Source organism: Streptomyces durhamensis (genome assembly GCF_000725475.1).
In the GTDB taxonomy this organism is placed as follows: Bacteria; Actinomycetota; Actinomycetes; order Streptomycetales; family Streptomycetaceae; genus Streptomyces; species Streptomyces filipinensis.
This window is the reverse complement of record NZ_JNXR01000007.1, coordinates 193,061-218,515: the sequence shown is the minus strand read 5'-3', so window position 1 is coordinate 218,515 and position 25,455 is coordinate 193,061. Positions and strand designations below refer to the sequence as shown.

26 protein-coding genes are annotated in these 25,455 nt (G+C 72.5%); 15 read left to right on the top strand and 11 right to left on the bottom strand.

What is annotated here, in order from left to right; translation table 11 throughout:
• Positions 1-55: 55 nt before the first annotated feature.
• Entirely contained in the window at positions 56-916 is an 861-nt protein-coding gene (gene folP / locus IO33_RS0112035) for a dihydropteroate synthase (RefSeq protein WP_031163557.1), read from the bottom strand.
• Between the two features lie 137 nt (positions 917-1,053).
• Here folP and IO33_RS0112030 point away from each other — a divergent pair, with 137 nt between their 5' ends.
• The 3 genes from IO33_RS0112030 to IO33_RS0112020 are packed head-to-tail and all read left to right on the top strand — an operon-like array spanning position 1,054 to position 2,656.
• A complete protein-coding gene (locus IO33_RS0112030) occupies positions 1,054-1,410 on the top strand; it encodes a DivIVA domain-containing protein (protein WP_031163555.1) in 357 nt (118 codons plus the stop codon).
• Positions 1,407-1,997, top strand: coding sequence for a DNA-3-methyladenine glycosylase I (locus IO33_RS0112025; protein ID WP_031163553.1), 591 nt, complete (start codon positions 1,407-1,409; stop codon positions 1,995-1,997). The genes IO33_RS0112030 and IO33_RS0112025 overlap by 4 nt, the downstream gene beginning before the upstream one ends.
• 5 nt (positions 1,998-2,002) lie before the next feature.
• On the top strand, positions 2,003-2,656 hold the full coding sequence (locus tag IO33_RS0112020; RefSeq protein WP_031163551.1) for a GNAT family protein: 654 nt from the start codon (positions 2,003-2,005) through the stop codon (positions 2,654-2,656).
• A 24-nt stretch (positions 2,657-2,680) separates the two neighbouring features.
• Here the strand turns inward: IO33_RS0112020 and chcB are convergent, their stop codons facing one another.
• On the bottom strand, positions 2,681-3,484 hold the full coding sequence (gene chcB, locus IO33_RS0112015) for a 2-cyclohexenylcarbonyl CoA isomerase (protein WP_031163549.1): 804 nt from the start codon (positions 3,482-3,484) through the stop codon (positions 2,681-2,683).
• A gap of 371 nt (positions 3,485-3,855) precedes the next feature.
• Between chcB and IO33_RS47190 the strand changes: the two genes are divergently transcribed.
• A complete protein-coding gene (locus IO33_RS47190; RefSeq protein ID WP_018544333.1) occupies positions 3,856-4,023 on the top strand; it encodes a DUF3117 domain-containing protein in 168 nt (55 codons plus the stop codon).
• An 87-nt stretch (positions 4,024-4,110) separates the two neighbouring features.
• Here the strand turns inward: IO33_RS47190 and IO33_RS0112005 are convergent, their stop codons facing one another.
• A complete protein-coding gene (locus IO33_RS0112005; RefSeq protein WP_078963523.1) occupies positions 4,111-4,809 on the bottom strand; it encodes an O-methyltransferase in 699 nt (232 codons plus the stop codon).
• Positions 4,810-5,043: 234 nt separating this feature from the next.
• Here IO33_RS0112005 and sigE point away from each other — a divergent pair, with 234 nt between their 5' ends.
• The 5 genes from sigE (at position 5,044) to IO33_RS0111975 (ending at position 10,635) form a co-directional block, all read left to right on the top strand.
• Positions 5,044-5,754 carry an RNA polymerase sigma factor SigE gene (gene sigE, locus IO33_RS0112000; protein WP_078963521.1) on the top strand — a complete coding sequence of 237 codons (711 nt, stop codon included), beginning with the start codon at positions 5,044-5,046 and terminating at the stop codon, positions 5,752-5,754.
• Positions 5,751-6,791 (top strand): zf-HC2 domain-containing protein, encoded by a 1,041-nt coding sequence (locus IO33_RS0111990; protein ID WP_078963519.1) that lies wholly within the window; start codon positions 5,751-5,753, stop codon positions 6,789-6,791. The genes sigE and IO33_RS0111990 overlap by 4 nt, the downstream gene beginning before the upstream one ends.
• Positions 6,792-7,138: 347 nt before the next feature.
• Entirely contained in the window at positions 7,139-9,157 is a 2,019-nt protein-coding gene (locus IO33_RS0111985) for a S1C family serine protease (protein WP_425347962.1), read from the top strand.
• A gap of 104 nt (positions 9,158-9,261) precedes the next feature.
• A complete protein-coding gene (locus tag IO33_RS0111980; protein WP_031163536.1) occupies positions 9,262-9,717 on the top strand; it encodes a sec-independent translocase in 456 nt (151 codons plus the stop codon).
• A gap of 255 nt (positions 9,718-9,972) precedes the next feature.
• A complete protein-coding gene (locus IO33_RS0111975) occupies positions 9,973-10,635 on the top strand; it encodes a hypothetical protein (RefSeq protein WP_031163533.1) in 663 nt (220 codons plus the stop codon).
• Between the two features lie 87 nt (positions 10,636-10,722).
• Here IO33_RS0111975 and IO33_RS0111970 read toward each other — a convergent pair whose 3' ends face one another.
• Genes IO33_RS0111970 through IO33_RS0111960 form a run of 3 tightly spaced genes read right to left on the bottom strand, consistent with a single transcriptional unit; the run spans position 10,723 to position 13,793 of the window.
• Positions 10,723-11,856 (bottom strand): Mrp/NBP35 family ATP-binding protein, encoded by a 1,134-nt coding sequence (locus IO33_RS0111970; RefSeq protein ID WP_031163531.1) that lies wholly within the window; start codon positions 11,854-11,856, stop codon positions 10,723-10,725.
• Between the two features lie 43 nt (positions 11,857-11,899).
• On the bottom strand, positions 11,900-12,514 hold the full coding sequence (locus tag IO33_RS0111965; protein WP_031163529.1) for a DUF1003 domain-containing protein: 615 nt from the start codon (positions 12,512-12,514) through the stop codon (positions 11,900-11,902).
• Positions 12,504-13,793: a magnesium transporter MgtE N-terminal domain-containing protein gene (locus tag IO33_RS0111960; protein ID WP_031163526.1), complete on the bottom strand. Its 1,290-nt coding sequence runs from the start codon at positions 13,791-13,793 to the stop codon at positions 12,504-12,506. The genes IO33_RS0111965 and IO33_RS0111960 overlap by 11 nt, the downstream gene beginning before the upstream one ends.
• A 226-nt stretch (positions 13,794-14,019) precedes the next feature.
• On the opposite strand from IO33_RS0111960, the gene IO33_RS0111955 reads away from it, so the two are divergent.
• On the top strand, positions 14,020-14,769 hold the full coding sequence (locus tag IO33_RS0111955; protein ID WP_031163524.1) for a hypothetical protein: 750 nt from the start codon (positions 14,020-14,022) through the stop codon (positions 14,767-14,769).
• A 96-nt stretch (positions 14,770-14,865) separates the two neighbouring features.
• On the opposite strand, the gene IO33_RS0111950 is transcribed toward IO33_RS0111955, so the two are convergent.
• Both IO33_RS0111950 and IO33_RS0111945 read right to left on the bottom strand, forming a co-directional pair.
• Positions 14,866-15,390: a hypothetical protein gene (locus IO33_RS0111950; RefSeq protein WP_031163522.1), complete on the bottom strand. Its 525-nt coding sequence runs from the start codon at positions 15,388-15,390 to the stop codon at positions 14,866-14,868.
• A 23-nt stretch (positions 15,391-15,413) separates the two neighbouring features.
• Positions 15,414-16,544: a magnesium and cobalt transport protein CorA gene (locus IO33_RS0111945; RefSeq protein WP_031163519.1), complete on the bottom strand. Its 1,131-nt coding sequence runs from the start codon at positions 16,542-16,544 to the stop codon at positions 15,414-15,416.
• A gap of 462 nt (positions 16,545-17,006) precedes the next feature.
• On the opposite strand from IO33_RS0111945, the gene IO33_RS0111940 reads away from it, so the two are divergent.
• The 4 genes from IO33_RS0111940 to IO33_RS0111925 all read left to right on the top strand — a co-directional run bounded on the left by IO33_RS0111940 (position 17,007) and on the right by IO33_RS0111925 (position 20,205).
• A complete protein-coding gene (locus tag IO33_RS0111940) occupies positions 17,007-17,591 on the top strand; it encodes a suppressor of fused domain protein (RefSeq protein ID WP_031163517.1) in 585 nt (194 codons plus the stop codon).
• 249 nt (positions 17,592-17,840) lie between these two features.
• On the top strand, positions 17,841-18,482 hold the full coding sequence (locus tag IO33_RS0111935; RefSeq protein WP_037685260.1) for a DUF6758 family protein: 642 nt from the start codon (positions 17,841-17,843) through the stop codon (positions 18,480-18,482).
• Between the two features lie 189 nt (positions 18,483-18,671).
• Positions 18,672-19,529, top strand: a complete 858-nt coding sequence (locus tag IO33_RS0111930) for a PHP domain-containing protein (protein WP_031163513.1) — start codon at positions 18,672-18,674, stop codon at positions 19,527-19,529.
• 70 nt (positions 19,530-19,599) lie between these two features.
• Positions 19,600-20,205 (top strand): MarC family protein, encoded by a 606-nt coding sequence (locus tag IO33_RS0111925; RefSeq protein WP_031163511.1) that lies wholly within the window; start codon positions 19,600-19,602, stop codon positions 20,203-20,205.
• A gap of 55 nt (positions 20,206-20,260) precedes the next feature.
• Here the strand turns inward: IO33_RS0111925 and IO33_RS51130 are convergent, their stop codons facing one another.
• Complete coding sequence (locus tag IO33_RS51130; RefSeq protein WP_167349446.1) at positions 20,261-20,413, bottom strand: hypothetical protein; 153 nt, start codon at positions 20,411-20,413, stop codon at positions 20,261-20,263.
• Positions 20,414-20,599: 186 nt separating this feature from the next.
• Here IO33_RS51130 and IO33_RS0111915 point away from each other — a divergent pair, with 186 nt between their 5' ends.
• Positions 20,600-21,505, top strand: coding sequence for an NYN domain-containing protein (locus IO33_RS0111915; RefSeq protein WP_031163509.1), 906 nt, complete (start codon positions 20,600-20,602; stop codon positions 21,503-21,505).
• Here the strand turns inward: IO33_RS0111915 and IO33_RS0111910 are convergent.
• Positions 21,502-22,383: an alpha/beta fold hydrolase gene (locus IO33_RS0111910; protein ID WP_031163506.1), complete on the bottom strand. Its 882-nt coding sequence runs from the start codon at positions 22,381-22,383 to the stop codon at positions 21,502-21,504. The two genes, IO33_RS0111915 and IO33_RS0111910, sit on opposite strands and share 4 nt — an antisense overlap.
• A 142-nt stretch (positions 22,384-22,525) precedes the next feature.
• Entirely contained in the window at positions 22,526-25,327 is a 2,802-nt protein-coding gene (locus tag IO33_RS0111905) for a DEAD/DEAH box helicase (protein WP_078963518.1), read from the bottom strand.
• Positions 25,328-25,455: the final 128 nt, after the last annotated feature.

Here is a 25,455-nt window from a genome sequence, read left to right as displayed (position 1 = left end):
CCCTCCGGCATCCACCGCCACCACGCCACACCCCGGGGGACTTCGCCCCCGGGGTTCAGGCCAGGCCTCGTCGCGCCACAGCGGGGGGCCGGTGCCCGGAGATGGCGGCCACCATCTCCAGCACCTGACGCGTCTCGGCCACCTCGTGCACCCGGTACACCCGCGCCCCGAGCCACGCCGACACCGCGGTCGTCGCCAACGTACCGATCAGCCGCTCCTTCACCGGCCGGTCCAGCGTCTCGCCGACGAAGTCCTTGTTGGACAGCGACACCAGCACCGGCCACCCCGTCGCGACCATCTCGTCCAGCCGCCGCGTCGCCTCCAGACTGTGCCGCGTGTTCTTCCCGAAGTCGTGCCCGGGATCGATCAGCACCGACTCGCGCGGCACTCCGAGCGCGACCGCCCGCTCGGCCAGCCCCACGGTCACCTCGAGGATGTCGGCCATGACGTCGTCGTACGTCATCCGGTGCGGGCGGGTGCGCGGCTGTACACCCCCGGCGTGCGTGCACACCAGCCCCACCTCGTACCGCGCCGCGACCTCCGCGAGCGCCGGGTCGACGCCACCCCAGGCGTCGTTCAGCAGATCCGCCCCCGCCTCGCACACCGCCGCGCCGACCTCGGCCCGCCAGGTGTCCACGCTGATGAGCACGTCCGGGAAGCGGCGCCGTACCTCGGCCACGAAGCCGACCGTGCGCCGCGCCTCCTCCTCGGCCGTGACCTCGTCGCCCGGCCCGGCCTTCACCCCGCCGATGTCGACGATCGCGGCGCCCTCGGCCACCGCCTGCTCCACGCGGGCGAGGGCCGGCTCGTCACGGAAGGTGGCCCCCTGGTCGTAGAAGGAGTCCGGTGTCCGGTTCACGATCGCCATGATCACCGGCTCGTGGGGCCCGAATTCCCGCCTGCCCAGCCTGAGCATCCGCTGTGACCTCTCCTAGTACGTCCCGCAGTACGGCCGCCTGTGACCCTAACTGTCAGAGGCGCATGGCACGATCGGACCCTGACAGATTCAACGTCCGGCACAACGTCCGGCACGGAGCGTGGGGACCCCTGGCGATGGTGATGTTCTTGTTCCTGGTCGTCGCGCTGGCCGTCGTGGTCGCCGCGGTGACACTCGCCGTGGTGGGTGGCGGCGGGAGCGGCCCGCTGCCCGAGGTGGCGCCGGAGCGGCTGCAGGACCCGCTGCCCGAGGACCGCCCGGTGGAGCGCGCGGACGTGGAGAGCCTGCGCTTCCCGGTCTCCCCGCGCGGCTACCGCATGGCGGACGTCGACGACGCCCTCGGCAGGCTCGCCGCCGAGCTCGCCGAGCGGGACGCCCGTATCGCCGACCTGGAGTCCGCGCTGGCCGGCGCGAGAGCCGCCGCCGCACACGTCCACATGGAGAAGCGCGACCACCCCGAGGACCAGCGGTGAGCGCCGGTGCCGCCCTGGCCGGGACCGACGGCGCGCTGCGCTGCCCCTGGGCCCTGTCCACCGAGGACTATGTGGCCTACCACGACGAGGAGTGGGGCCGCCCGGTCCACGGCGACGACGCCCTCTTCGAGCGGCTCAGCCTGGAGGCCTTCCAGTCGGGCCTGTCCTGGATCACGATCCTGCGCCGCCGCCCGGGTTTCCGCGCGGCCTTCGCCGGCTTCCGCATCGAGAAGGTCGCCGCGTTCACCGACGAGGACCGCGAGCGCCTGCTGGCGGATCCGGGCATCATCCGCAACCGCGCCAAGGTCGACGCCACGCTCGCCAACGCACGCGTGCTCGCCGACTGGGCCGAGGGCGAGCTGGACGAGCTGATCTGGTCGCACGCCCCCGACCCGGCGGGCCGCCCGGCCCCGAAGACCCTCGCCGACGTCCCGGCCGTGACCCCGGAGTCGACGGCCCTGTCCAAGACCCTGAAGAAGCGGGGCCTCAGATTCGTCGGCCCGACCACGGCCTACGCCCTGATGCAGGCATGCGGCCTGGTCAACGACCACCTGGAAGCTTGCGTGGCGAGAAGCACGGGCGCCTGACCGCCATGTCCCAGGCCGTGCCCCCGACCCTGGCCGCCCTCCTGGACGCGGCGGCCCGCGGTCACTTCCCGCCGCCCGACGGCGGTGTCACCGTCGTGCCGCAGCCGAGCCACCGCGACGCCGGGGTGATCGCGTTCACCGCGCACTCCGTGGTGTTCACCGACGAGGACCCGCACTGGGTGCGGGACACCCTCGCGTCCCTCGACTGCGACGCGCTGGCGGCCGCGATGAACCCCCGCTTCCTGGCCGCGTTCCTGGCCCGCACGGGCCGTTCCACCGACACCGTCGACCTGCTCACCGTGGCCGGCTCCCTGCCCGGCGACCCCCCGGTGGGGCTGCGGGAACTCACCGACCCGGACCACCCGCGCGTGCACAGCGCGCGGGCCCGCCGCGACGACGTCCGGGTCTGGGCGGCGGACGGCGCGGTGGTCGTCCTCGGCCGGGGTGTGGCGGGCCGCTGGGAGACGGCGATCGAGGTGGACGAGGACGTACGCCACCGGGGCCTGGGACGGGCCCTGGCCACGGCCGCCCGGCATCTCGTCCCGCCCGGGCAGTGGGTCTGGTCGCAGCAGGCCGCCGGCAACGCCCGCAGCGTACGCGCCTTCCAGGCGGCCGGATACCGCCCGGTGGGCGCGGAGGCCCTGCTCATCGCCCCCTAGGCCCCGCACCCCGGCCCCGGTGCCTCACCGGCCCAGGTACGTGGGCTTCTCCTTGTTCACGAACGCCTGCACCGCGATCGCGTGGTCCTCGGACGCGCCGGCCCGGGTCTGCAGCTCGTCCTCCTTCTCCAGGGTCTCGTCGAGGGAGTGCGTGAGGCCGTAGGCCATCGCCTCCTTGATCGCCGCGTACGCCACCGTCGGGCCCTCGGCCAGTGCGCGCGCGGTCTTCTCGGCCTCGGCGCGCAGCTCGGCGGTGGGCACGACCCGGTTGGCGATGCCCAGCTCCAGCGATTCCTGGGCGCTGATGCTGCGCGGGAAGAGCAGCAGGTCGGCGGCGCGGCTCGGGCCGATCACCCGGGGCAGCGTCCAGGAGATGCCGGAGTCGGCGGTGAGGGCCACGCCGGCGAACGAGGTGTTGAAGGCGGCCGTGTCGGCGACCACCCGGTAGTCCGCGGCGAGCGCGAATCCGAAGCCGGCCCCGGCCGCGACGCCGTTGACCGCGGCGACCACCGGCTTCTGCGCCCCGGTGAGGGCCCGCACGATCGGGTTGTAGTGCTCCTTGACCGTGCTCATCGTCTGACCGGACCCCGTCGCGCGGTCCGACGCGAGCAGCCCGATGTGCTCCTTGAGGTCCTGGCCGACGCAGAACGCCCGGTCCCCGGCGGCGGTCAGCAGGATCGCCCGTACGGCCGGGTCGCCGGCCGCGGACTCCGCCGCCTCCCGGAGAGCGGCCTTGGTCGCGATGTTCAGCGCGTTCATCGCCTCGGGGCGGTTCAGCGTGATCGTCGCGAGTCCGTCGCTCACCTCGTAGAGCACGGTGTCGGCCATGGCGCATCCCCTCGGTGTCGCGGATGACGTACCGCTCGGTACGTCCCTGTATGAAGGACAGCATGGCGGAGATCGCCGGCCAAGGGCCGGACCCGACGTGTGACCTGCGTCAAAGAAAACCGGAGCGGAGTCGGCCCGCGGACGTCCGTGCAGCGGCGCAGTATCGCAGCCACATCCCCGAATTGGGTGGTTTTGCTCGCGCGCGTTGCCCAAGCGATGCCGACTGATGTTGGTCATCGGGTCCTGCGATGCGGGATAATGGCTGGGAAGCAATGTGTTCGATGCCGGTGTCGCGTGTCCGGTGCGGAACCGCGGATGCCCGGTGCGGGCTCCCGGCAGACGATGAGCTGGTTTCAGGAAGGGGAACGAGCATGGCGGCCATGAAGCCGCGGACGGGTGATGGCCCGCTCGAGGTGACCAAGGAGGGGCGGGGCATCGTCATGCGCGTTCCGCTCGAAGGCGGCGGTCGACTCGTCGTCGAGCTGACCCCTGACGAGGCCGAGGCGCTCGGCGACGCCCTCAAGAAGGTCGTCGTCTGACGCCCCAGCGCAGTGTCCTTCCGACTGCCCCGGCATCGTACGCGGTGCCGGGGCAGTCGCGCGTCCTGCCCCGCCGCGGGCCGGCGCTCACCGCTTGACGGCACACAGCAGGCCATCGCCCACCGGCAGCAGCGACGGCACCAGCTCCTGGCTCTCGCGCACCGTGCGCAGCAGTTCGCGCAGCTTGAGCACCTCCGTCGGCTGCGGTCCCGAGTCGACCGTACGGCCGTTGGCGAAGATCCCCTCGAAGACCACCAGGCCGCCGGGCCGGAGCAGGCGCAACGATTCAGCGAGGTAGTCCAGGTACTCCAGCCGGTCACCGTCGCAGAAGACGAGGTCGTAGCCGGCGTCCGCGAGCCGGGGCAGCACCTCCAGCGCCCGGCCGGGGATGAAGCGGGCGCGGTTGCTGGCGAAGCCACACGCGCGGAAGGCCTGCCGGGCGAACTGCTGGTGCTCCGGCTCCGGGTCGACCGTGGTGAGCACCCCGTCCGGGCGCATGCCGTGCAGCAGATGGATCCCGGACACCCCGCAGCCGGTGCCGATCTCCGCGACGGCCTTGGCGTCGACGGAGGCGGCGAGCAGACGCAGCGCGGCGCCCGTGCCGGGCGACACCGAGCGCAGCCCTGCCTCGCGGGCCCGGTCGCGGGCCCAGCGCAGTGCTTCGTCCTCGGCGACAAAGGCGTCGGCGAACGCCCAGCTCGTCTGCCGGTTGCCGGTAATGACCCTCTCCTGTCCCCATGGATGCCTGGGCGTGACTGTATCCGTTGGTGTCGGGAACCCGCAGATGGGACCGGGCGTTTATAGGGATGAGACGGAGGCCGGCGGCGCGACGGGGGGCGAGGGGTGGATCAGCGCACCGAGCAACTGCTGACGCAGCCGAACGAGCCGTATCAGCGAGTATCAAATTCTCGTAAAACCGCTTATCCGGAGCTAACGGGCGAGGTGGCTATGGTAGGGGCTCCACTGGACACCACCAGAGCCGACAGGGGAGGTGCGGCTGCGCCCGGGGACCGGGGTGGAGTGCTGCGGCGCTTCCTCGGGTCGGCGGGCAGGCCGAAATCCGTGACCGACACCGCTGCTGACCACCACGCCGGTCTCGCCGCAGGCGAGGCCCAGACCGCGACCTTCTCCACCGACGCGGACGGGCAGGCGTGGACTCCGCCCACGTGGGAGGAGATCGTCAGCACCCACAGCGGCCGGGTCTACCGGCTGGCCTACCGCCTGACGGGCAATCAGCACGACGCCGAGGACCTCACCCAGGAGGTCTTCGTCCGTGTCTTCCGCTCCCTGTCGACGTACTCGCCCGGCACCTTCGAGGGCTGGCTGCACCGCATCACCACCAACCTCTTCCTGGACATGGTCCGGCGCAAGCAGCGCATCCGCTTCGACGCCCTCGGCGAGGACGCCGCCGAGCGGCTGGCCAGCCGCGAGCCCACCCCGCAGCAGCTCTTCAACGACGCCCACTTCGACGCCGACGTCCAGCAGGCCCTCGACACCCTCGCGCCCGAGTTCCGCGCCGCCGTCGTCCTGTGCGACATCGAGGGACTGTCGTATGAGGAGATCGCCGCCACCCTCGGCGTGAAGCTCGGCACCGTCCGCTCCCGTATCCACCGCGGCCGTTCCCAGCTCCGCAAGGCCCTGGCGCACCGTTCCCCGGAGGCCCGCGCGGCCGAACGGCGCACCTTCCTGGCCCGGGTCCCCGCTCTGGGGGGAGGGGGCGCGACCGCGTGAGTGGATCACGGCCGAAACCTGCGGAGGGGCACCTCGCAGAGCAGCACCTGGGAGACCGTCTCTCCGCCCTGGTGGACGGAGAGCTCGGTCATGAGACGCGTGAGCGGGTCCTCGCGCACCTGGCCACCTGTGCCCGGTGCAAGGCGGAGGCGGACGCCCAGCGCGCGCTGAAGAACGTGTTCGCGGAGGCGGCCCCGCCGCCGCCCTCGGCGAGCCTCCTGGCCCGCCTCCAGGGCCTTCCCGGAGGAGGTGACCTGGACGGCGACGGCATGTCGCCGCCCGGGGGCGGCCCCTTCGGACGCGGCCCCGACGAGAGCGCCGGAGCCACCGGTGTCCTCGGCGTCTTCGGAGCGAGGCGCGGCGAGCGCTTCGCGTTCGGATACGTCCCCCCCCGCCCGCACGGCCCCGCTCCCGCGGGCTCCCATCACGTCGTACCGGCACCCGAGGAGCGCGGCTTCCGCATCCATCCCGTCGGCCGCCCGGACGACGGCCGCTCCGCCTCGCGCGGCCTGCGGTTCGCGGTCGCCGCCGCCGGCGCGGTCTCCCTGGCCGCGGTCGCCCTCGGCGGCATGACCACCGCCATCCCCGGTGACACCACCGCGGACGCCCGCGGCGGCTCCGGCACCGGCAGCGTGCTCCCGGCCCGCTCGGCCGGCACCGGCGCGGGCAGCGGCGCCGCCACGCCCGACAACCAGCGCCGTCGCGCGGCGGGACCACTGCTCGCCCAGGGCGGCGCCCAGCTCGGACCGACGTCGGCGGCCCCCACCTCGATGTCCGCGCCCCTCGTGCCCGGACTGCCGGCCTCCGGCACCGGCCAGACCCAGGTCGACGCGATACGGGGCCTGACCACGCCGGTGACGGCCGGTGCGGCCGCCGTCTCCCCGCTGATACGCCCGCTCGACGACACGGTGGTCTACCCGCTCACCGCCTGGTCCAGGATCCCCGGAGTGTCCGCCTCCGGCCTGCTGTCCGCCCCCGTCCCCGACGCCGCCTCCGCTCCTTCCCCGTCCCCCTCCACCCCCCACGAGACGCCCTGACCGGCCACTGCGCCACGGCCCGCGAACCTGGTTGAATCCTGTGAACACCGTTCCCGCGGCGATGTCCCGGGGGCGTGGTCGACGTTCCGTGGCCGCCGCCGAAGCGCGCGGCCACGGCCAGCCGTGGGGAGAGCATGAACGAGGGGAACCGTGTCCCGCCGGAGGACGGACCGGAGGGAGCGGCGGGGATGATGCCGGCCGACAACGAGCCGTCCGGCACCGAGCCGACGGGCGAGTCCGCTTCGGCAGGCCCGGCCGCGCCGGTGGACGCCGAGCGCGGTGAGGCGCCGGGTGGTGTCGGGCCGGCGGATTCCGGTTCGCTCGACGGAGACTCGGGCGACTTCGCCCTGGCGCGTCCGGCCGGCGCGGTGGGCACCGGGGCGGAGCAGGCCGGGTCGGACGAGGCCGGGGCCGCCGTGGCCGACGGGGACTTCGAGCTGGCCAAACCGGTGCCGGGCCCGGCGAAGGAGGCCGAGGCGGACGGCGGCACTTCGGCGGGTGAGGCGCCCGAGCAGGGGAAGTCCGCGTGGGCGGCCCCCGCCGGGCGTCCGAAGCCGTTGCACGACCCCGACCCCTACGGCACCCCGCCCTACGGCGAGCCCGGCCCCTGGGCACCCGCACCGCCCGTACAGCACCCGGCGGCCACACCGCCCCAGGGAACGCCCGTACCCCCGCCGCCCCCGGCACGGCCCGCATCCGGCCCCCCCGTTGCTGGCGTCTCCGCGCCCGGCATCCCGATGCCGGTGCCGGGCACGTCCGCGCCCAGCGTTCCTGGTGCTGGTGTCTCCGCGCCCGGCGTCCCGATGCCGGTCCCCGGCACGCCCGCCCCTGCCGCCGGTGCCCCGGCCACCGGCACTCCCATGGTCCCCGGCGCCCCCGCGCCCGGTGCCCCGATGCCGGTCCCGGCCGCCCCCGCGCCCGGCACCTCTGCTGCAGGCGCCCCCGCCCCCGGCACTCCCATGCCCGGCACCTCTGCTGCAGGCGCCCCCGCGCCCGGCACTCCCATGCCCGGCACCCCTGCCGCAGGCACCCCCGCGCCCGGCACTCCCATGCCCGCACCGGGCACCCATGGGCCCGGCACCGGTTCCGCCGTCGCGTCCGCCTCGCTGGTCACTCCGGTGTCGGACGGTGGGGCGGGGGACGTGGGTGGGCGTTATGACCCCTGGGCCGGCGGGTCTCCGCGGGAGCAGGTGGTCGCGCACGGGGGGCTGCAGCAGACCGGGGCCGGTGTGCCGACGGACGCGCAGCGCAGACGGCGGGCGAAGCGGCTCGCGCTGGTGTGGACCCTCGTGGTCGCCGTCGTCTCCGCCGGCGTCGGCGGGGTCGTCGGCGCCTATGTCGAACGCCAGGGCCTGGGCGGCGGTGACGTGCGTCTGCCGCAGGCCGGAAGCGTGCCCGCCGGGCGGCCGCCGGGCAGCGTGGCCGCGATAGCCGCCCGGGCGCTGCCCAGTGTCGTCACCCTGCACGTCACCGGGACCGACCAGTCGGACACCGGCACCGGCTTCGTGCTCGACGCCCAGGGCCACATCCTCACCAACAACCACGTCGTCGCGCCCGCCGGATCGGGCGGCGCGATATCCGTGACCTTCAGCAGCGGCGACACCGTCAAGGCCAAGGTCGTCGGCCGCGACAGCGGCTACGACCTCGCCGTCGTCCAGGTCCACGGCGTGCACGGGCTCACCCCGCTGCCCCTCGGCAACTCCGACGATGTGCGCGTAGGCGATCCCGTCGTCGCCATCGGCGCCCCCTTCGACCTCGCCAACACCGTCACCTCCGGCATCATCAGCGCCAAGGAGCGGCCCATCACGGCGGGTGGGGAGAAGGGCGACGGGAGCGACGTCAGCTACGTCGACGCGCTGCAGACCGACGCGCCCATCAACCCGGGCAACTCCGGCGGCCCCCTGCTCAACTCCCGGGCCCAGGTGATCGGCATCAACTCCGCCATCCGTTCCGCCGACAGCGGCTCCGAAACGGACAGCGGCCAGGCCGGCTCCATCGGTCTCGGCTTCGCCATCCCCGTGAACCAGGCCAGGCGCGTCGCCGAGGAACTGATCAACGACGGTCACGCGACCCATCCGGTGATCGGCGTCACCCTCGACATGGCGTACACCGGCGACGGGGCCCGGATCGACGGCAAGAGCGCGGGCGGCGGACCCGCCGTGACCCGGGGCGGCCCCGGTGAGCGGGCCGGACTCAAGCCGGGCGACGTCATCACCGAGGTGGACGGCGAGCGTGTGCACACGGCCGAGGAACTGATCGTCAAGATCCGCGCCCACCGGCCCGGTGACCGGTTGCGGCTGACGGTCCGGCGCGACGGCACCGACCGGCAGGTCCCGCTCAGCCTGGGCGCTGCGGATCAGAACTGACTGCCGTGGCACAGAACTGACAGAAGTCTCACCTCGGGACGGTACCGGTCGGACAGGAACGCCGGGTACCGTTGAGCGACCGAGGACATCGCAAGGAGCGTCAGGTGTTCAATGACATAGGGCCACTGGAGCTGGTGACGATCATTGTGCTCGCCGTGCTCGTCTTCGGTCCGGACAAGCTCCCGAAGGTCATCCAGGACGTGACGCGCACGATCCGGAAGATCCGCGAGTTCTCGGAGAGCGCCAAGCAGGACATCCGCAGCGAACTGGGGCCGGAGTTCAAGGACTTCGAGTTCGAGGACCTCAACCCCAAGACGTTCATCCGCAAGCAGCTGGACAACGACGATCTGGGGCTGAAGGAGATCCGCAACGGGTTCGACCTGAAGAAGGAGATGGCCGAGGTCACGGACGCCGTCAACGGCCGGGAGGCCGAGGCTTCGTCCTCCGCCGCGTCCTCGTCCTCCGCGTCCTCGTCGCCCGGTGGGCGTATCGACATGACCAAGAAGCCCGAGGAGCCCGGCCAGGACGAGCGGCCGCCCTTCGACGCGGACGCCACATAGCCGCGGCGACGGCCGCGGCCGCGGGGCTACGCCGACACGCGCACGGGGGCGCATCCCGCGCACGTGACGCGTGTCATAGCACGCACCCGTCGCACACGGCCTGAGCAGGGCGTTCGTGCGCCCCACGCCTCCAGCGCCTGCCCTGCGGTTCTCACCGGTGTGGATATGCTGCCGAGTTGTTGTGCGGACCGGACGCGTACGCCCGAAGGGGGGCGGGTCACCCGGTCCGACGAGAGCGAGGAGGCGTCCGGGCAGATGGAGACGACGAGTCGGGTGGGCGCGCAGCCGCCGGACGCGGAGGGCGAGCAACAGCTCCCCTCCGGCCGGCGTACGGTCGACGGTTACCTGCAGGCGCCCTTCCCGTGGTACGGCCTCGACGAGGCGTTCACCGGACCGCGCTGGCTGATGCAGGTCGGTATGGGGGCGGACGGCGCCGTCGAGCACGGTTCGATCGGGCACGGTGACGAGCCCTCCGTACGCAGCGAGGCGGTCTCCGGTGAGCCGCGGGAGAAGTTCGCGGTGGTCATCACGGTCGCCGCGCAGCCGTCGCGCCGGAGCGCCGACGGGACGGGGCTGCTGGAGGCCACCTCGGTCTCCTCGGCCGCGTGGCTGGCCGGGGTGGGACTGCTGTCGTTCACCTGGCCTGGACAGATGGACCACACCCTGCGGGACGACTGGCTGGACCAGCAGACGGAGACCGCGTGGGCCTTGGCCGACGATCTCGAAGGGCCGGAGTGGACCAGGCTCTCCCTGCCGGTGGACGGGGTGGCCGCCTCGTTCTACTACCGGGAGTCGGAATTCGGATGGGTCCTGGCCGGCACGACGGAGGCGGGGGTGCATCTGGGGGCGTACGGACGCGGCATGAGCGCATACGGTCTCGGGTTCGCCGCGGTGAAGGACGTTTCCGCCTACGCGTGAGGATGGGGCGCCGGTTGCCCGGCGCCCCTTTCGCCGCACGGTCCGCTCACGTTCACCGAAAGGGCCGCCGCGTCCGCCGAGACGTGCTCAGAACTTGTTCTTGGGCGTGATCCCCAGGGACAGGCCCGACAGACCCCGCTGCCTGCCGCCCAGCTTCCCCGCGATCGCGCGCAGGGCCGAGCCCGCCGGGGAGTCCGGGTCGCTCAGGACCACCGGCTTGCCCTCGTCGCCGCCCTCGCGGAGGCGGACGTCGATCGGGATGGAGCCGAGTACCGGGACGGTCGTGCCCGTCGTCCGCGTCAGGCCGTCGGCGACCGTCTGGCCGCCGCCCGTGCCGAAGACGTCGACCATCTCGCCGCAGTGCGGGCAGGGCAGGCCGGACATGTTCTCGACCACGCCGACGATCTTCTGGTGGGTCTGGACCGCGATGGAGCCGGCGCGCTCGGCCACCTCCGCCGCCGCCTGCTGCGGGGTCGTCACGACCAGGATCTCGGCGTTCGGGATCAGCTGGGCGATCGAGATGGCGATGTCGCCGGTGCCGGGCGGAAGGTCCAGCAGGAGGACGTCCAGGTCGCCCCAGTAGACGTCCGCCAGGAACTGCTGCAAGGCGCGGTGCAGCATGGGGCCGCGCCAGACGACCGGGGCGTTGCCCGGGGTGAACATGCCGATGGAGATGACCTTCACGCCGTTCGCCGACGGCGGCATGATCATGTTCTCGACCTGGGTGGGACGGCCGTCCGCGCCCAGCATGCGCGGCACGCTGTGGCCGTAGATGTCGGCGTCGACCACGCCGACCTTGAGGCCGTCGGCCGCCATCGCCGCGGCGAGGTTCACCGTCACCGAGGACTTGCCGACGCCGCCCTTGCCGGAGGCGACCGCGTAGACGCGGGTGAGGTTGCCGGGCTTGGCGAAGGGGACCTCGCGCTCGGTCTGGCCGCCGCGCAGGGCCGTCGCCAGCTCCTTGCGCTGCTCGTCGCTCATGACGTCGAGCGTGACGTCGACACGCGTGACGCCCTCCACCCGCGAGACCGCTTCGGTGACGCGCTGGGTGATGGTGTCGCGCATGGGGCAGCCGGAGACCGTCAGGTACACGGTGACGGCGACCGCGCCGTCATCCCCGATCTCCACCGATTTGACCATCCCCAGCTCGGTGATGGGGCGGTTGATCTCGGGGTCGTTCACCGTCGCCAGTGCCTCGCGCACCGCGTCTTCCGTAGCCATAAGGACGATGGTACGGCGCCCCGAGGGGCCGCAGGGATGCCCCTCAGCGGTCGTCTGTGTCACGTCCCGGGGGGCGTTCTGTCCGTTCCGCCGGGAATACGACATGGCCGGGGTGCCCGTCGTGACGGCGGCGCTCCTCCAGCTCCTTGACCACGTCCTGGAGTTCCGAGCGGATCCAGTCGCGGGTGGCCACCTCGCCCAGGCCCATGCGCAGCGCGGCGATCTCCCGGGTCAGGTACTCGGTGTCGGCGATGGACCGCTCGTTCTGCTTGCGGTCCTGCTCCAGGTTGACCCGGTCGCGGTCGTCCTGCCTGTTCTGCGCGAGCAGGATCAGCGGGGCCGCGTAGGAGGCCTGCAGGGACAGCATCAGGGTCAGGAAGATGAACGGGTACTGGTCGAAGCGCAGATGGCGGGGTGCGGCGATGTTCCACACCACCCACGCGATGATGACGACCGTCATCCAGACGATGAAGCGTCCCGTGCCCAGGAAGCGGGCGATCCTCTCCGACAGCCGCCCGAAGGCCTCCGGGTCCCACTCGGGCAGGATCCGGCGCCTGGGCGGGCGCGGCTGGTCCAGCCGGGGCGTACGGGGCCGGCCGGCGGCCGTGGCGCCCGCCGGGTTGCCGCGCTCACGGGTGCTCTCACGCTCAGGAGCCATGTGCGGCCGCCCCCTCTCCCTCGTCCAGGTGGAACTCGGTCTCCCGCCAGTCCTCGGGCAGCATGTGGTCCAGTACGTCGTCCACGGTCACCGCTCCCAGCAGCGACCCCGACTCGTCCACCACGGGCGCGGCCACCATGTCGTACGTGGCGAAGAACCCGGCGATCACGGGCAGCGCGGCGTCCGGGGCCAGGGTCTGCAGGTCCTCGTCGAGGAGCGAGCTGACCAGGGTGTACGGGGGATCGCGCAGCAGCCGCTGGAAGTGCACCGTGCCCAGGTACTTGCCGGTCGGGGTCTCGTCGGGCGGCCGGCAGACGTAGACCTGGGCGGCGAGGGCGGGGGACAGGTCGGGGTTGCGGACCCGGGCGAGCGCGTCGGCGACCGTGGCGTCCGGGCGCAGCACGATCGGCTCGGTGGTCATCAGACCGCCGGCGGTGTGCTCCTCGTACGACATCAGGCGGCGCATGTCGGCCGCGTCGGAGGGCTGCATCAGGCTCAGCAGCCGCTCCTTGTCCTCCTCGGGCAGCTCGGAGAGCAGGTCGGCCGCGTCGTCGGGGTCCATGGCCTCCAGGACGTCCGCCGCGCGCTCCTCCTTCAGCTTGCCGAGGATCTCGATCTGGTCGTCCTCGGGGAGCTCTTCGAGCACATCGGCCAGGCGGTCGTCGTCGAGTGCGGCGGCGACCTCGGCGCGCCGCTTCGGGGAGAGGTGGTGCAGGACGTTGGCGAGGTCGGCGGGGCGCAGCTGCTCGAAGGTGGCGAGCAGACTCTCGGCGCCCTGCCCGTGCTCCTCCAGCGAGAACCCGGTGACGGCGGACCACTCGACGGTCAGCGTCTCGCCCTTGGCCCGCCGGAACGCGCCGCCCTTCCTGCCCTTGCGGACGAAGACGCGGTCGACCTCCCAGTCGCGGCGGGCGGGCAGCTGCTGCACGGACACGTCGAGGACGGTGACCTGCTCGCCGGTCTCCGCCAGCGTCACCCGGCGGTCCAGCAGCTCGCCGAAGACCAGCCGCTCGGTGGGCCGCTGCTCGAAGCGCCGGACGTTCATCACGCCGGTGGTGATGACCTGCCCGGACTCGACGCCGGTGATCCGGGTCATGGGCAGGAAGATACGGCGCCGGGTGGTCAGTTCGACGACCAGCCCGAGCAGCCGCGGGGGCCTGCGGCCCACGCGCAGCATCACGACCAGATCGCGTACACGGCCCACCTGGTCGCCGCTCGGGTCGAAGACGGGGACCCCGGCGAGGTGCGAGACGAAGATCCGGGGGGCGCCGGCTGCCATGGTTGTGCTTCCTCTGCTGACGTGGCCTGGGAATCGCCCTTTGCTCGGGTGTTCCGCTTTCTTTGTGAATTGCTCGGATTTGCCCGCTCGGGTGCGCTTCAGGCTAGCCCGTACCGGTCGGATACGCCCCGGTGGGGGGTCCGGACGGACTGGCTCCGCCAGGCGGCCGGGGCACCGGTACGCTGCCGTACGCCGTTCAGGAACCGTCAGAAAGGCGACCCCACCTGTGACTGCGACTCCCCAGGGCCGTACCCGCCGGGCCGCCCGGGTCACCGCGTTCTGCGCACTCGCCGTGACGGGGACGGCGCTGCTGACCGGGTGCGGCGGCGGCGATCCGGACGCGGGGACGAACGGCGTGGGCAAACTGCCCGCCGACCGCATCGAGGCCAAGACGCGGGCGGCCGCCCAGGGCGCCCCGGCGGTGCGGCTGTCCGGGACCGTGGTCACCAGCGGCCGGACGTACCAGCTGGACATGCGGCTGAAGGCCGACGGCGGCACCGGGTCGGTGACCTCGCAGGGGGCGACCTTCAAGCTGCTGCGGGTCGGCGCACAGCTGTATCTGAAGGCCGACGCGGACTTCTGGAACCAGGCCGGCGGCAAGGACGGCGGTGACGGCACGGCCGGCAAGCTGAACGGCAAGTACGTGAAGGTGCCGCAGACGGACCCCGCGTACAAGAAGTTCAGCGGCTTCACGGACAAGGACGTCCTCCTCGACGGGCTGCTGACACTGCACGGCACACTGGCGACGGACGGCCACCACGACGACGCGGGTACCCGCACCATCCGCATCACCGGCGACAAGGGCTCCGGCGGCAGCCTCGACGTCTGCCTGGAGGGCACGCCCTACCCCCTGCGCCTGGTCCGCGCCGGCGGGGCGGGGACGCTCAGCTTCTCCGACTGGGGCAAGGACTTCGCCGTGACCGAGCCCGCGCAGGGCGAGACGGTCGACTACGGGCAGCAGCTGCCGACGTCCTAGCCGTCGAGAGCCCCGGTGCGAAACGGCACCGGCCGTTCTCGTCCGCCGCGACGGCGCTGAGCCCTCACGGACGTGACCTGCGGTGCCGAAGCCCCCTCAGCCCCGCCGCTCCTTCTTCCGCCGCTTCGCGAGCAGCCTCGGCAGGCCCGCCGGAATCGGCATCCGTGTCGTCGCCGGAGTCGGCACCGGAGCCTCGGCCAGGCTGCCGGCGGGCAGCGGCACCACGGACCCCGCCGGAGTCAGGCGCAGCACCCGGCACTCACGGGACCAGCGGGCCGGCATCTCCTCGCCGTCCGGGGCGTTCAGCCGCTTGCCCTTCAGCTCGGCGACCGTCGCCTCCCACTCGGCGGATCCGGGCGCCAGCTCGGTCACGGTCGCCGGGAACGTCACCAGCCGGCCACCCTTGTCCTTGCTGCGCACGGTCACCTCGGCGGAGCCCCCGTCGGCCAGCCCCTCCAGCGGCTGCTCACCGGGCCCGTCGCCGACCAGGCACACCGCGCCCTCGTGCCACACGTGCCACAGCGCACGCGCGGCGGGGCCACCTGTGCCCCTGACCCAGATGAGGCCGGACTTCTTCGCGGCCTCCTCGATGAGGGCCCGGTCGAGCAGCTCGCTTGTCATGCGCCCACCCTATCCAGCGCCGGTCACAGCCAGCCGTTGCGCTTCAGCGTGCGGTGGATGCCCAGACAGATCACGACCGTGATGCCCATGATCACCGGGTAGCTGTACTTCCAGTGCAGTTCCGGCATGTACGTGAAGTTCATGCCGTACACGCCGCACACCATCGTCGGTACGGCGATGATCGCCGCCCAGGCGGTGATCTTGCGCATGTCCTCGTTCTGCGCGACGGACGCCTGCGCGAGGTTGGCCTGGAGGATGGAGTTGAGGAGCTCGTCGAAGCCCAGCACCTGCTCCTGGACCCGGGCGAGGTGGTCGGCGACGTCCCGGAAGTACTTCTGGATGTCCGGGTCGACCAGCCGCATCGGCCGCTCGCTCAGCAGCTGCATCGGACGCAGCAGGGGAGCCACCGCCCGCTTGAACTCCAGTACCTCACGCTTGAGTTGGTAGATCCGCGCCGAGTCCACACCCCGGGACACCCCGCCCTTGCGGCCCGGCGAGAACACCTCGGTCTCCACCTCGTCGATGTCGTCCTGCACCGCGTCGGCGACCGCGATGTAGCCGTCCACGACATGGTCGGCGATCGCGTGCAGCACCGCCGAAGGGCCCTTGGCGAGCAGCTCCGGGTCGTCCTGCAGCCGGTGGCGCAGCGCCCTGAGCGAGCCCTGGCCGCCGTGCCGGACGGTGATGAAGAAGTCCCGTCCGGTGAAGCACATGACCTCACCCGTCTCGACGACCTCGCTGTTGGCGGTGAGCCGGTCGTGCTCGACGTAGTGGATGGTCTTGAAGACGGTGAAGAGCGAGTCGTCGTACCGCTCCAGCTTGGGCCGCTGGTGGGCCTGCACCGCGTCCTCGACGGCCAGCGGGTGCAGCCCGAACTCGCTCGCGATACCGGCGAATTCGGCCTCGGTCGGCTCGTGCAGCCCGATCCAGACGAAGCCGCCGTCGCGCCGTACCAGCCGCATCGCCTCGTGCGGGGTGAGCGGCTTCTCGCTCACGACACGGGCGCCGTCGCGGTACACGGCGCAGTCCACGACCGCCGAGGGCGTGGCGGGGTCGCGGGTGGTGTCGTACGACGCGCTCGACGTGCTCGTGGTCTTGCGCAGCGAGACACGGGACGGACGGACCACGGCGCGCAGGTCGCGGATCATCGACATGGGCAGGCTCCTTCGCTACAGGCAACGAAAGACCGCCGGCGACGGGTGGAACTACCCGGAATGGGGACGTCCTGACTGCGGGATGTTTGGCACGTCCACAAAGCGGGGAGCACCGCACCGTCGCGGTGGCGACTTCGCTACTGATGCAGAACTGATTTCAGATCAGGCAAAGCAAAACGAAGTGCTCTTCCGGAGGGCAGACACGCACGGGAAGGCGTCGGACAGCCAGAACCCAGCCAGTGATCGGATCAGCGGGCGGAAGAGCGAGTGGTACTGCACGGTCGACTTCGATCCATGACAGCCCCACCTCCTCCGGCCGGTCCCTCGTAAGGGAGTCTCAGCGGCGACGGGACTTGATGGCGACGCTTTGCGTGCTGTCCCGAACCACCGGCTCAGCGTAGCAGCAGCCCGATGTGTCAAGGCGCCGCTTTGCCCGCTGCTGACGAGTTCTATGCTCACCGCATGGTTGATGTTCTTCCTCTGGTCGAGGCACGGTTGACCACCGCGCTGGGCGCACCGGACGCGCGCGCCGCCGTCACCTTCCTCGGCGCGGACCGCATCGAGGTGCTCCGGTTCCAGGAGGGGGACGTCCTGCGGTACGCCACCCTCGGTATGTCCGCGCACCCCATGACCGACCCCACCGCGATGCTCGCCGACCCGGTCAAGGGCCCCCGCGCCGAGCTCGTCCTCTCCGTCCGCGCGGGCCTCGCCGACACCGACAAGGTGCTGCGTCCGCTCGCCGTGCTGGCCGCGACTCCGCAGGTGGAAGGTCTGATCGTGACTCCGGGCGCCTCCCTGGACGTCGGCGGCCCGCTGTGGCCCGGCGCCCCCTTCACCTCGGTTCTGGTGGGTGAGCCCGGCGGCCTGGTGGAGGACCTGGAGCTGGACGAGCCGATGGAGCCCGTACGGTTCCTGCCGCTGCTGCCGATGACTCCGAACGAGGCCGCCTGGAAGCGGGTGCACGGCGCCCAGGCCCTCCAGGAGCGCTGGCTCGCGCACGGCACGGACCTGCGCGACCCGGTCCGCGGGGCCGTCCCGCTGGACTGACCCGTACGTGAGCAAGCTCACCAAGGCCCGGGCAGCGGGCGCCAGTTGGCGAGGGGCGCCGGCACCTTCCTGCGTCTTCCTGTGTCGCCGGAGGAGCGTGTGGCCCCGCGGGCTCACCTGAGGTTTGTCTCCGGATGACTTAGCCCGGCTAATAAATGTGAAGTGCACGCACTTCACCGGGTGGTGTGTTCCGTCCGGACGGGTGATCGTCCTTGACGTGGGCGGGCAGGGGTAGGACCGTGGAGCCCTATGAGGGGCGAACCCAGTTGCCCGCGGTGTGGTGGCCGGGTCAGGGCTCCCGGTCTCTTCGCCGATGCGTGGCAGTGCGATGTGCACGGCACGGTGTATCCGCTGCAGCCCGTGATCCCGCCCAGCGTCGAAGCCCTCGGTGCCGTGGTGCACCGCACGCACGTCCCGCTGTGGATGCCCTGGCCGCTGCCGGTCGGCTGGCTCTTCACGGGCGCGGCCTACGCCGGCGACGACCGCAGCGGCGGCCGCGCGACCGCCGTGGCCTGCTCCGGACCCGGCCCGCTCGGCGGCCCCGGTGAGCTGATCCTGGTCGCCGAAGAACTCGGCGTCGGCCTCGGCGCGCGGTACGCGGGCATCGACGGCCCGGACCCGGGGTCGTACATGAACATCGAGAAGCCGCCCGAGGCCAAGGTCCTGGCCGCCGGCCGCCCGACCCCGCTCTGGCACGTCTACCGCACCCCCGACGACCGCGCCGCCTTCGCCGGGGAAGCCCTCGGGATGTGGCTGTGGGCGGTGATGTGGCCGGAGCAGTCCGGCCTGCTCATGTACGACGAGCTGGTGCTGACGGATCTGCGGGACGCGGGGGCGGAGCTGGATCTGGTGCCCTTCGGAGCGTTGTCGCCGCGCCTGCTCCGGCCGTAGCGCCCACTGGGGTGCCGGGGGCTGTTCGATGGCGGGTGCGGGTTCGCGGTGGGTCGCTCGCGCAGTTCCCCGCGCCCCTCAGGTGGGTTCGGTAGGGGGTGCTTCGGGGTTGCGGGTGTGACAGGCGGGCTTCGAAACCCCGCTATCCTTAGGTGTCCCCGTCCGTAGTCGTCCCCGTCTGGAGTCACCGTGCGCATCGATCTGCACTGTCACTCCACGGCCTCCGACGGTACGGACACCCCGGCCGGGCTGGTGCGCAACGCCGCTGCCGCCGGGCTGGACGTCGTCGCGCTGACCGACCACGACACCACCCGCGGGTACGCCGAAGCGGTCGCCGCGCTGCCCGAGGGGCTCACCCTCGTCACCGGCGCCGAGCTGTCCTGCCGTGTCGACGGCATCTCCATGCACATGCTGGCCTACCTCTTCGACCCCGCGGAGCCCGCCCTGCTGGCCGAGCGCGAGCTGGTGCGGGACGACCGGGTGCCGCGGGCCAAGGCCATGGTCGCCAAGCTGGACGCGCTGGGCGTGCCGGTCACCTGGGAGCAGGTCGAGCGGATCGCGGCCGGCGGTTCCGTGGGGCGCCCGCATGTCGCGACCGCGCTGGTCGAACTGGGCGTCGTACCGACGGTGAGCGACGCGTTCACCGAGGAGTGGCTGGCCGACGGCGGCCGGGCCTTCGTGGAGAAGCACGAGACCGATCCCTTCGAGGCGATCCGGCTCGTCAAGGGCGCGGGCGGGGTCTGTGTGTTCGCGCACCCAGCCGCCGCCAAGCGGGGACGCACCGTCCCGGAGTCGCGCATCGCGGAGCTCGCCGAGGCCGGCCTGGACGGCATCGAGGTCGACCACATGGACCACGACGCCGAGGCGCGCGAACGACTGCGGGGTCTGGCGAAGGACCTGGACCTGCTGGTCACCGGCTCCTCCGACTACCACGGCAGCCGCAAGACCGTGTCGCTGGGCGCGTACACGACCGACCCCGAGGTGTACGGGGAGATCACGCGGCGCGCCACCGGCGCGTTCCCGGTCCCGGGCACCGGCGGAGTCTGAGGCCGGAACCGGCCCGGCTCATCGACTCGACGCCCGAATCACTTCTCTCTGCAAGGCCTGCCGCACCACCATGTTCGACATCGCCGTCTTCGGCTCCCTGTTCCTGACCCTCTTCGTCATCATGGATCCCCCCGGGATCACCCCGATCTTCCTCGCCCTCACCGCCGGCCGTCCGGCCAAGGTGCAGAAGCGCATGGCCTTCCAGGCGGTGTGCGTCGCGGGCGGGGTCATCGCCACGTTCGGCGTCCTGGGCCACCAGATCCTCAACTACCTGCACGTCTCCGTCCCCGCGCTGATGATCGCGGGCGGTCTGCTGCTCCTGCTGATCGCGCTGGACCTGCTCACCGGCAAGACCGACGAGCCGAAGCAGACCAAGGACGTGAACGTGGCGCTCGTACCGCTCGGCATGCCGCTGCTGGCGGGCCCCGGTGCGATCGTCTCCGTGATCCTGGCCGTGCAGAAGGCCGACAGCGTGTCCACGCAGCTCTCGGTGTGGTCCGCGATCCTCGCGATCCACGTCGTGCTGTGGCTGGTGATGCGCTACTCGCTGCTGATCATCCGGGTCATCAAGGACGGCGGCGTGGTGCTGGTGACGCGGCTCGCGGGCATGATGCTCTCCGCGATCGCCGTGCAGCAGATCATCAACGGGATCACTCAGGTGATCCGGGGGAGCTGAGCCCTCGTCGGCTCGGCTCCCCCGGAAAGCTTGAGTGGCGCGCAGCGCGTGAGCGTTACGAGACCTTGGTCCCGGCCGGGCGGATCCACAGGCGCTGTCCGATGGCGGCGGCCTGCTGAACGATCCGGTTGACGGAGGCGGCGTCCACGACAGTGCTGTCCACGGTGGTGCCGTCGACCTCGTCGAGACGCATGATTTCGAAGCGCATGGGCTTCTCCCTTCGTCTGGTCATCCTCCTGAGGAGAACTACTCGGTGCACCGGCTGTGCAGCCGGTGTCGTACGTAGTCAACATGCTCCATGTTACGAACATTCCCTACGCTAAAGAAATTTTTCGAACGGCTAATTACTGACCGGTAAGCGTCCGTTTGTGTTCGCAGCGTGACCACCGGGACAATGGAGGCGATGAACGACGACCTGGCGGCCCTGGGCGCCCGCATCGACCGCACGAACGAGCTGCTGACCCGCATGCTCGCCGAGGTGGCGAAGACGCCCTCCACCCACGCGATCTTCGTCGACGCGGGGTACCTGTACGCGGCCGCCGGCCGGCTGGTCGCGGGGACCGAGGACCGCCGGGCCTTCGACCTCGACGCCGAGGGCCTGATCGAGGCCCTCATCGACCGCGCCCGCTCCGTCTTCGCGGACAGCCGCCTGCTGCGCGTCTACTGGTACGACGGTGCCCGCCGCCGCATCCACACCGCCGAGCAGCAGGCCATCGCCGAACTGCCCGACGTCAAGGTGCGCCTGGGCAACCTCAACGCCAACAACCAGCAGAAGGGCGTCGACTCACTGATCCGCACGGATCTGGAGTCCCTCGCCCGGCACCGCGCCATCAGTGACGCCGCGCTCCTCGGCGGCGACGAGGACCTGGTCTCGGCGGTCGAGGCGGCACAGGGGTACGGCGCCCGCGTCCACCTGTGGGGCATCGAGGCCCCCGAGGGCCGTAACCAGGCCGACCCGCTGCTCTGGGAGGTCGACAGCCAGCGCACCCTCGACCTGGAGTTCTTCAAGCCGTACGTCTCCCGCCGAACGGCCGCCGCCTACGAGGCCACGTCCGGCAACCGTCCCACCCGCGAGGACGTCCGCTTCGTGGGCGCCCAGATCGCGGCCAAGTGGCTGGCCTCCCGGGGCCGCGAGGCCCTGGTCGAGCTGCTCCCCGGCCACCCCTATCTCCCCGGCTCCGTCGACCAGGACCTGCTCGTCGAGGCCGAGGGCCTGCTCCAGTACTCCCTGCGCGGCCAGGCGGACCTGCGCCGCGCCCTCAGGGACGGCTTCTGGGACCATCTGCAGGCGCAGTACTAACCCCGTCCGCCCGCGGCGTCCCAGAAGTCGGCGAGGGCGCGGGCCGTGGCCAGGGGCTGGTCGGTGTTGGGGGAGTGCTCGGCGTCCTCGACCACCGTCCGCCGTGCGCCCAGCCGTACCGCCATGTCGTCCAGCAGGGGCAGCGGCCAGGTGTCGTCCCGTGAGCCGGACAGGACGTGGAACGGAAGCGGCACGGCGGCCAGTTCCGCGACGCGGTCCGGCTCCGTGCACAACTGGCCCCCAGTGGCGAGGAGTTGGGCGGGCTTCGTGCCCAGCCAGCGGCGCCGCAGATCGTCCCGGTCGTCCAGGCCGTCGTCCAGTGCGGGCGTCTCGGTCTCCTCGGGCGTCTCCATCGCCTGGATCGCCTCCCACACCTGCGCCATCGTCAGCGCGGCGAGCGCGTCCCGCAACAGCTTCACGCGCTGCTGCTGGGACTCCGAGATCTGCGCGGGCCCGGACGCCATGAGGGTGAGCGACCGGAACGGGGCGTGGTCGAGCAGCACGGCCGCGCGCGAGATCTGCCCGCCGAGGGAGTGCCCCAGCAGATGCACCGGCTGCCCGAGTGCCTCGGCCTGGGCCAGCACGTCCCGCGCCAACTCCTCCTGCGCGTAGGCGGACTGGTCGATTGCGGGACCGTCCGACTCGTACTGGCCGCGCCCGTCGACGGCGACGGTCCGGTACCCGCGCTCCGCGAGCGGCACGTGCAGCGGGTTGAAGTCCTCCTTGCTCCCGGTGAACCCCGGCAGCAACAGCGCGACCCCGCGCGGCTCGACCCCGTCGCCCACGGGAGCGTCGACGACGGCGAACTCACCCCGCGCGGTCCGCAGACGGTACGCACGGGCGCCGGGCGGCGGGACGAAGGTGGCGGGCCTGCTCATGGGGAGAGGCTATCGGGCCCCTGCCCGGGCACGAGGGGGCGGGCACGGGTTCGGGGAGCGCCGGCACGGGCGGGGCCGGGGGCGCGAACGCGACGGCCCGGCCCACCGAAGTGGACCGGGCCGTCGGCGACGGTGCGCCGGCTCAGCTTTCGGCGGCCTCGACGGCCGCCGTGGCCTTGCGGGTCCGGCGACGCGGCTTGGTCTCCGGCTCCGCGGTGGCCTGCGCCGGGATCTCCGCGGTGACCGCCTTGCGCGTACGGAGCGGCTTGGCCTCCACGCCGTCGGCGGTGTCGACGGCGGCGGCCTTGCGGGTCCGGCGCGGCTTGGCCTCGACCACCTCGGCGTTGTCCGCGGTCGTCTCGGCGGCGGCGGCCGTCTTGCGGGTGCGGCGCGGCTTGGCCTCGGCCTCGGGGGCTTCCGGCGCGGCTGCGGCGGTCTTCCGCGTACGGCGCGGCTTGGCCTCCGTGCCCTCCGCCGTCTCCACGGCGGTTTCGGCGGCTGCCGCCGTCTTGCGCGTACGGCGCGGCTTGGCCTCGGCCTCAGGGGCTTCCGGCGCGGCTGCTGCGGTCTTGCGGGTGCGGCGCGGCTTGGCCTCCGTGCCCTCCGCCGTGTCCGCCGCGGCCTCGGCGGCGGCTGCCGTCTTCCGCGTGCGACGGGGCTTGGCCGCCGGGGCGGCCTCCTCCGCCGGGGCGTCGGCCTTGGCGGACGCGGCCTCGGCGGCCGGCTCCGCTGCCTTACGGGTACGGCGGCGGGGCTTGGCGTCCGTGCCCTCGGCCGTGTCCACGGCGGTTTCGGCGGCGGCAGCAGCCGTCTTCCGGGTGCGGCGCGGCTTGGCCTCGACCGTTTCGGCGGCCTCGGCGGTGTCCGCGGTCGTCTCGGCGGCAGCGGCCGTCTTCCGGGTCCGACGGGGCTTGGCCTCGACAGCCTCGACGGTCTCGGCGACCTCAGCGGCCTCGGCGGCGGCCGTCTTGCGGGTGCGGCGCGGCTTGGCCTCGGCCTCGGGGGCTTCCGGCGCCGTCGCGGCGGTCTTCCGCGTGCGACGGGGCTTGGTCTCCGTGCCCTCCGCCGTCTCCACGGCCGCTTCCGCGGCGGCGGCGGTCTTGCGGGTCCGGCGCGGCTTGGCCTCGACGGTCTCGGCGACCTCGGTGGCCTCGGCGGTGTCCACGGTCGCCTCGGCGACGGCGGCCGTCCGGCGCGTGCGACGGCGGGGCTTGGCCTCGGCGGTCTCGGCCGTCGGCTCCGGCGCGGGGCCCTTCTCGACCACGGGCTCGGGCTTCGCCGCCACCTCCGTGGCCACGGACTCGATCGTCGCCGCGCTCTCGGGAGCCGTCGGCTCGGTCACCAACGGGGCCGCTTCGGCGGAAGCCGGCTTGCGGGTACGGCGGCGGCGCGGCTTGGCCGCGGCCTCCTGCTCCGGAGCGGTCGGCGCGGGCGCGCCCTCCGCGGTGTCCAGCGACTCGACGGCGGCCTCGGCCGCCACCGGCTGCGCCGAGGCACCGGCGCGCGTACGGCGACGGCGGCGCAGGGTGCGGGGAGCCCGGGACTCCTCCGCACCGGTGGCCGACTCCGTGGTGCCGGACTCGGCGGCCGGTGCCGCGGGGGCCGTGGCGGCGTCGACGAGGGATCCGCCACGGGTACGGCGGCGATTGCGCGGAGTACGGGGCGTACGCTCGCGCTCGGCGGTGCCGGACTCGGGACGGTCGCCACGCTCACCGCGGCCGCCACGGCCGCGGCCGCGTGCGCCACGCCCGCCGGTCTCGCCCAGGTCCTCCAGCTCCTCCGCGTCCAGACCGGCACGGGTCCGCTCCGCACGCGGCAGGGTGCCCTTGGTGCCCTCGGGGATGCCGAGGTCGGAGAACAGGTGCGGGGAGCTCGAATACGTCTCCACCGGGTCGTTGAAGTCCAGCTCCAGCGCCTTGTTGATCAGCTGCCAGCGCGGGATGTCGTCCCAGTCGACGAACGTGATCGCCGTACCCTTGGCGCCCGCCCGGCCCGTACGGCCGACCCGGTGCAGATACGTCTTCTCGTCCTCGGGGGACTGGTAGTTGATGACGTGGGTCACGCCCTCGACGTCGATGCCGCGCGCGGCGACGTCGGTGCAGACGAGGACGTCGACCTTGCCGTTGCGGAAGGCGCGCAGCGCCTGCTCGCGGGCGCCCTGGCCGAGGTCGCCGTGGACCGCGCCGGAGGCGAAGCCGCGGCGCTGCAGCTGCTCGGCGATGTCGGCGGCCGTGCGCTTGGTCCGGCAGAAGATCATCGCCAGTCCGCGGCCCTCGGCCTGCAGGATGCGGGCCACCATCTCCGGCTTGTCCATGTTGTGCGCGCGGTAGACGAACTGCTTGATGTTCGCGACCGTCACGCCCTCGTCGTCCGGCGCGGTGGCGCGGATGTGCGTGGGGCGGGACATGTAGCGCCGCGCGAGGCCGATGACCGCGCCCGGCATGGTCGCCGAGAACAGCATCGTCTGACGCTTGGCCGGCAGCATGTTGATGATCTTCTCGACGTCGGGCAGGAAGCCCAGGTCGAGCATCTCGTCGGCCTCGTCGAGGACCAGGCACTTGACGTGCTTCAGGTTCAGCTTCTTCTGGCCCGCGAGGTCGAGCAGCCGGCCCGGGGTGCCGACGACCACGTCGACGCCCTTCTTCAGGGCCTCGACCTGGGGCTCGTAGGCCCGGCCGCCGTAGATCGCCAGCACGCGCACGTTGCGGACCTTGCCCGCCGTGAGCAGGTCGTTGGTGACCTGGGTGCACAGCTCGCGCGTGGGGACGACGACGAGGGCCTGGGGGGCGTCCGTGAGGGCCTCGGGGGCGGCGCGTCCGGCCTCGACGTCGGCGGGGACGGTGACGCGCTCCAGGAGCGGAAGACCGAAGCCCAGCGTCTTGCCGGTGCCGGTCTTGGCCTGGCCGATGACGTCCGTGCCCGAGAGGGCCACGGGGAGGGTCATCTCCTGGATGGGGAAGGGGGTGATGATGCCGACGGCCTCCAGGGCCTCGGCCGTCTCGGGAAGGATTCCGAGGTCTCGAAACGTCGTAGTCAGGGTCATGCCTCTTCTGTGTGCGCGGTGCGAGGCGA

Bases quoted from the DNA above. Each gene is read 5' to 3' on its own strand.
- folP (WP_031163557.1), bottom strand. From the start codon at position 916: ATGCTCAGGCTGGGCAGGCGGGAATTCGGGCCCCACGAGCCGGTGATC.
- IO33_RS0112030 (WP_031163555.1), top strand. From the start codon at position 1,054: ATGGTGATGTTCTTGTTCCTGGTCGTCGCGCTGGCCGTCGTGGTCGCC.
- IO33_RS0112020 (WP_031163551.1), top strand. From the start codon at position 2,003: ATGTCCCAGGCCGTGCCCCCGACCCTGGCCGCCCTCCTGGACGCGGCG.
- chcB (WP_031163549.1), bottom strand. From the start codon at position 3,484: ATGGCCGACACCGTGCTCTACGAGGTGAGCGACGGACTCGCGACGATC.
- IO33_RS47190 (WP_018544333.1), top strand. From the start codon at position 3,856: ATGGCGGCCATGAAGCCGCGGACGGGTGATGGCCCGCTCGAGGTGACC.
- IO33_RS0111975 (WP_031163533.1), top strand. From the start codon at position 9,973: ATGGAGACGACGAGTCGGGTGGGCGCGCAGCCGCCGGACGCGGAGGGC.
- IO33_RS0111970 (WP_031163531.1), bottom strand. From the start codon at position 11,856: ATGGCTACGGAAGACGCGGTGCGCGAGGCACTGGCGACGGTGAACGAC.
- IO33_RS0111965 (WP_031163529.1), bottom strand. From the start codon at position 12,514: ATGGCTCCTGAGCGTGAGAGCACCCGTGAGCGCGGCAACCCGGCGGGC.
- IO33_RS0111960 (WP_031163526.1), bottom strand. From the start codon at position 13,793: ATGGCAGCCGGCGCCCCCCGGATCTTCGTCTCGCACCTCGCCGGGGTC.
- IO33_RS0111950 (WP_031163522.1), bottom strand. From the start codon at position 15,390: ATGACAAGCGAGCTGCTCGACCGGGCCCTCATCGAGGAGGCCGCGAAG.
- IO33_RS0111945 (WP_031163519.1), bottom strand. From the start codon at position 16,544: ATGTCGATGATCCGCGACCTGCGCGCCGTGGTCCGTCCGTCCCGTGTC.
- IO33_RS0111940 (WP_031163517.1), top strand. From the start codon at position 17,007: ATGGTTGATGTTCTTCCTCTGGTCGAGGCACGGTTGACCACCGCGCTG.
- IO33_RS0111935 (WP_037685260.1), top strand. From the start codon at position 17,841: ATGAGGGGCGAACCCAGTTGCCCGCGGTGTGGTGGCCGGGTCAGGGCT.
- IO33_RS0111925 (WP_031163511.1), top strand. From the start codon at position 19,600: ATGTTCGACATCGCCGTCTTCGGCTCCCTGTTCCTGACCCTCTTCGTC.
- IO33_RS51130 (WP_167349446.1), bottom strand. From the start codon at position 20,413: ATGCGCTTCGAAATCATGCGTCTCGACGAGGTCGACGGCACCACCGTG.
- IO33_RS0111915 (WP_031163509.1), top strand. From the start codon at position 20,600: ATGGAGGCGATGAACGACGACCTGGCGGCCCTGGGCGCCCGCATCGAC.
- IO33_RS0111910 (WP_031163506.1), bottom strand. From the start codon at position 22,383: ATGAGCAGGCCCGCCACCTTCGTCCCGCCGCCCGGCGCCCGTGCGTAC.
- IO33_RS0111905 (WP_078963518.1), bottom strand. From the start codon at position 25,327: ATGACCCTCCCCGTGGCCCTCTCGGGCACGGACGTCATCGGCCAGGCC.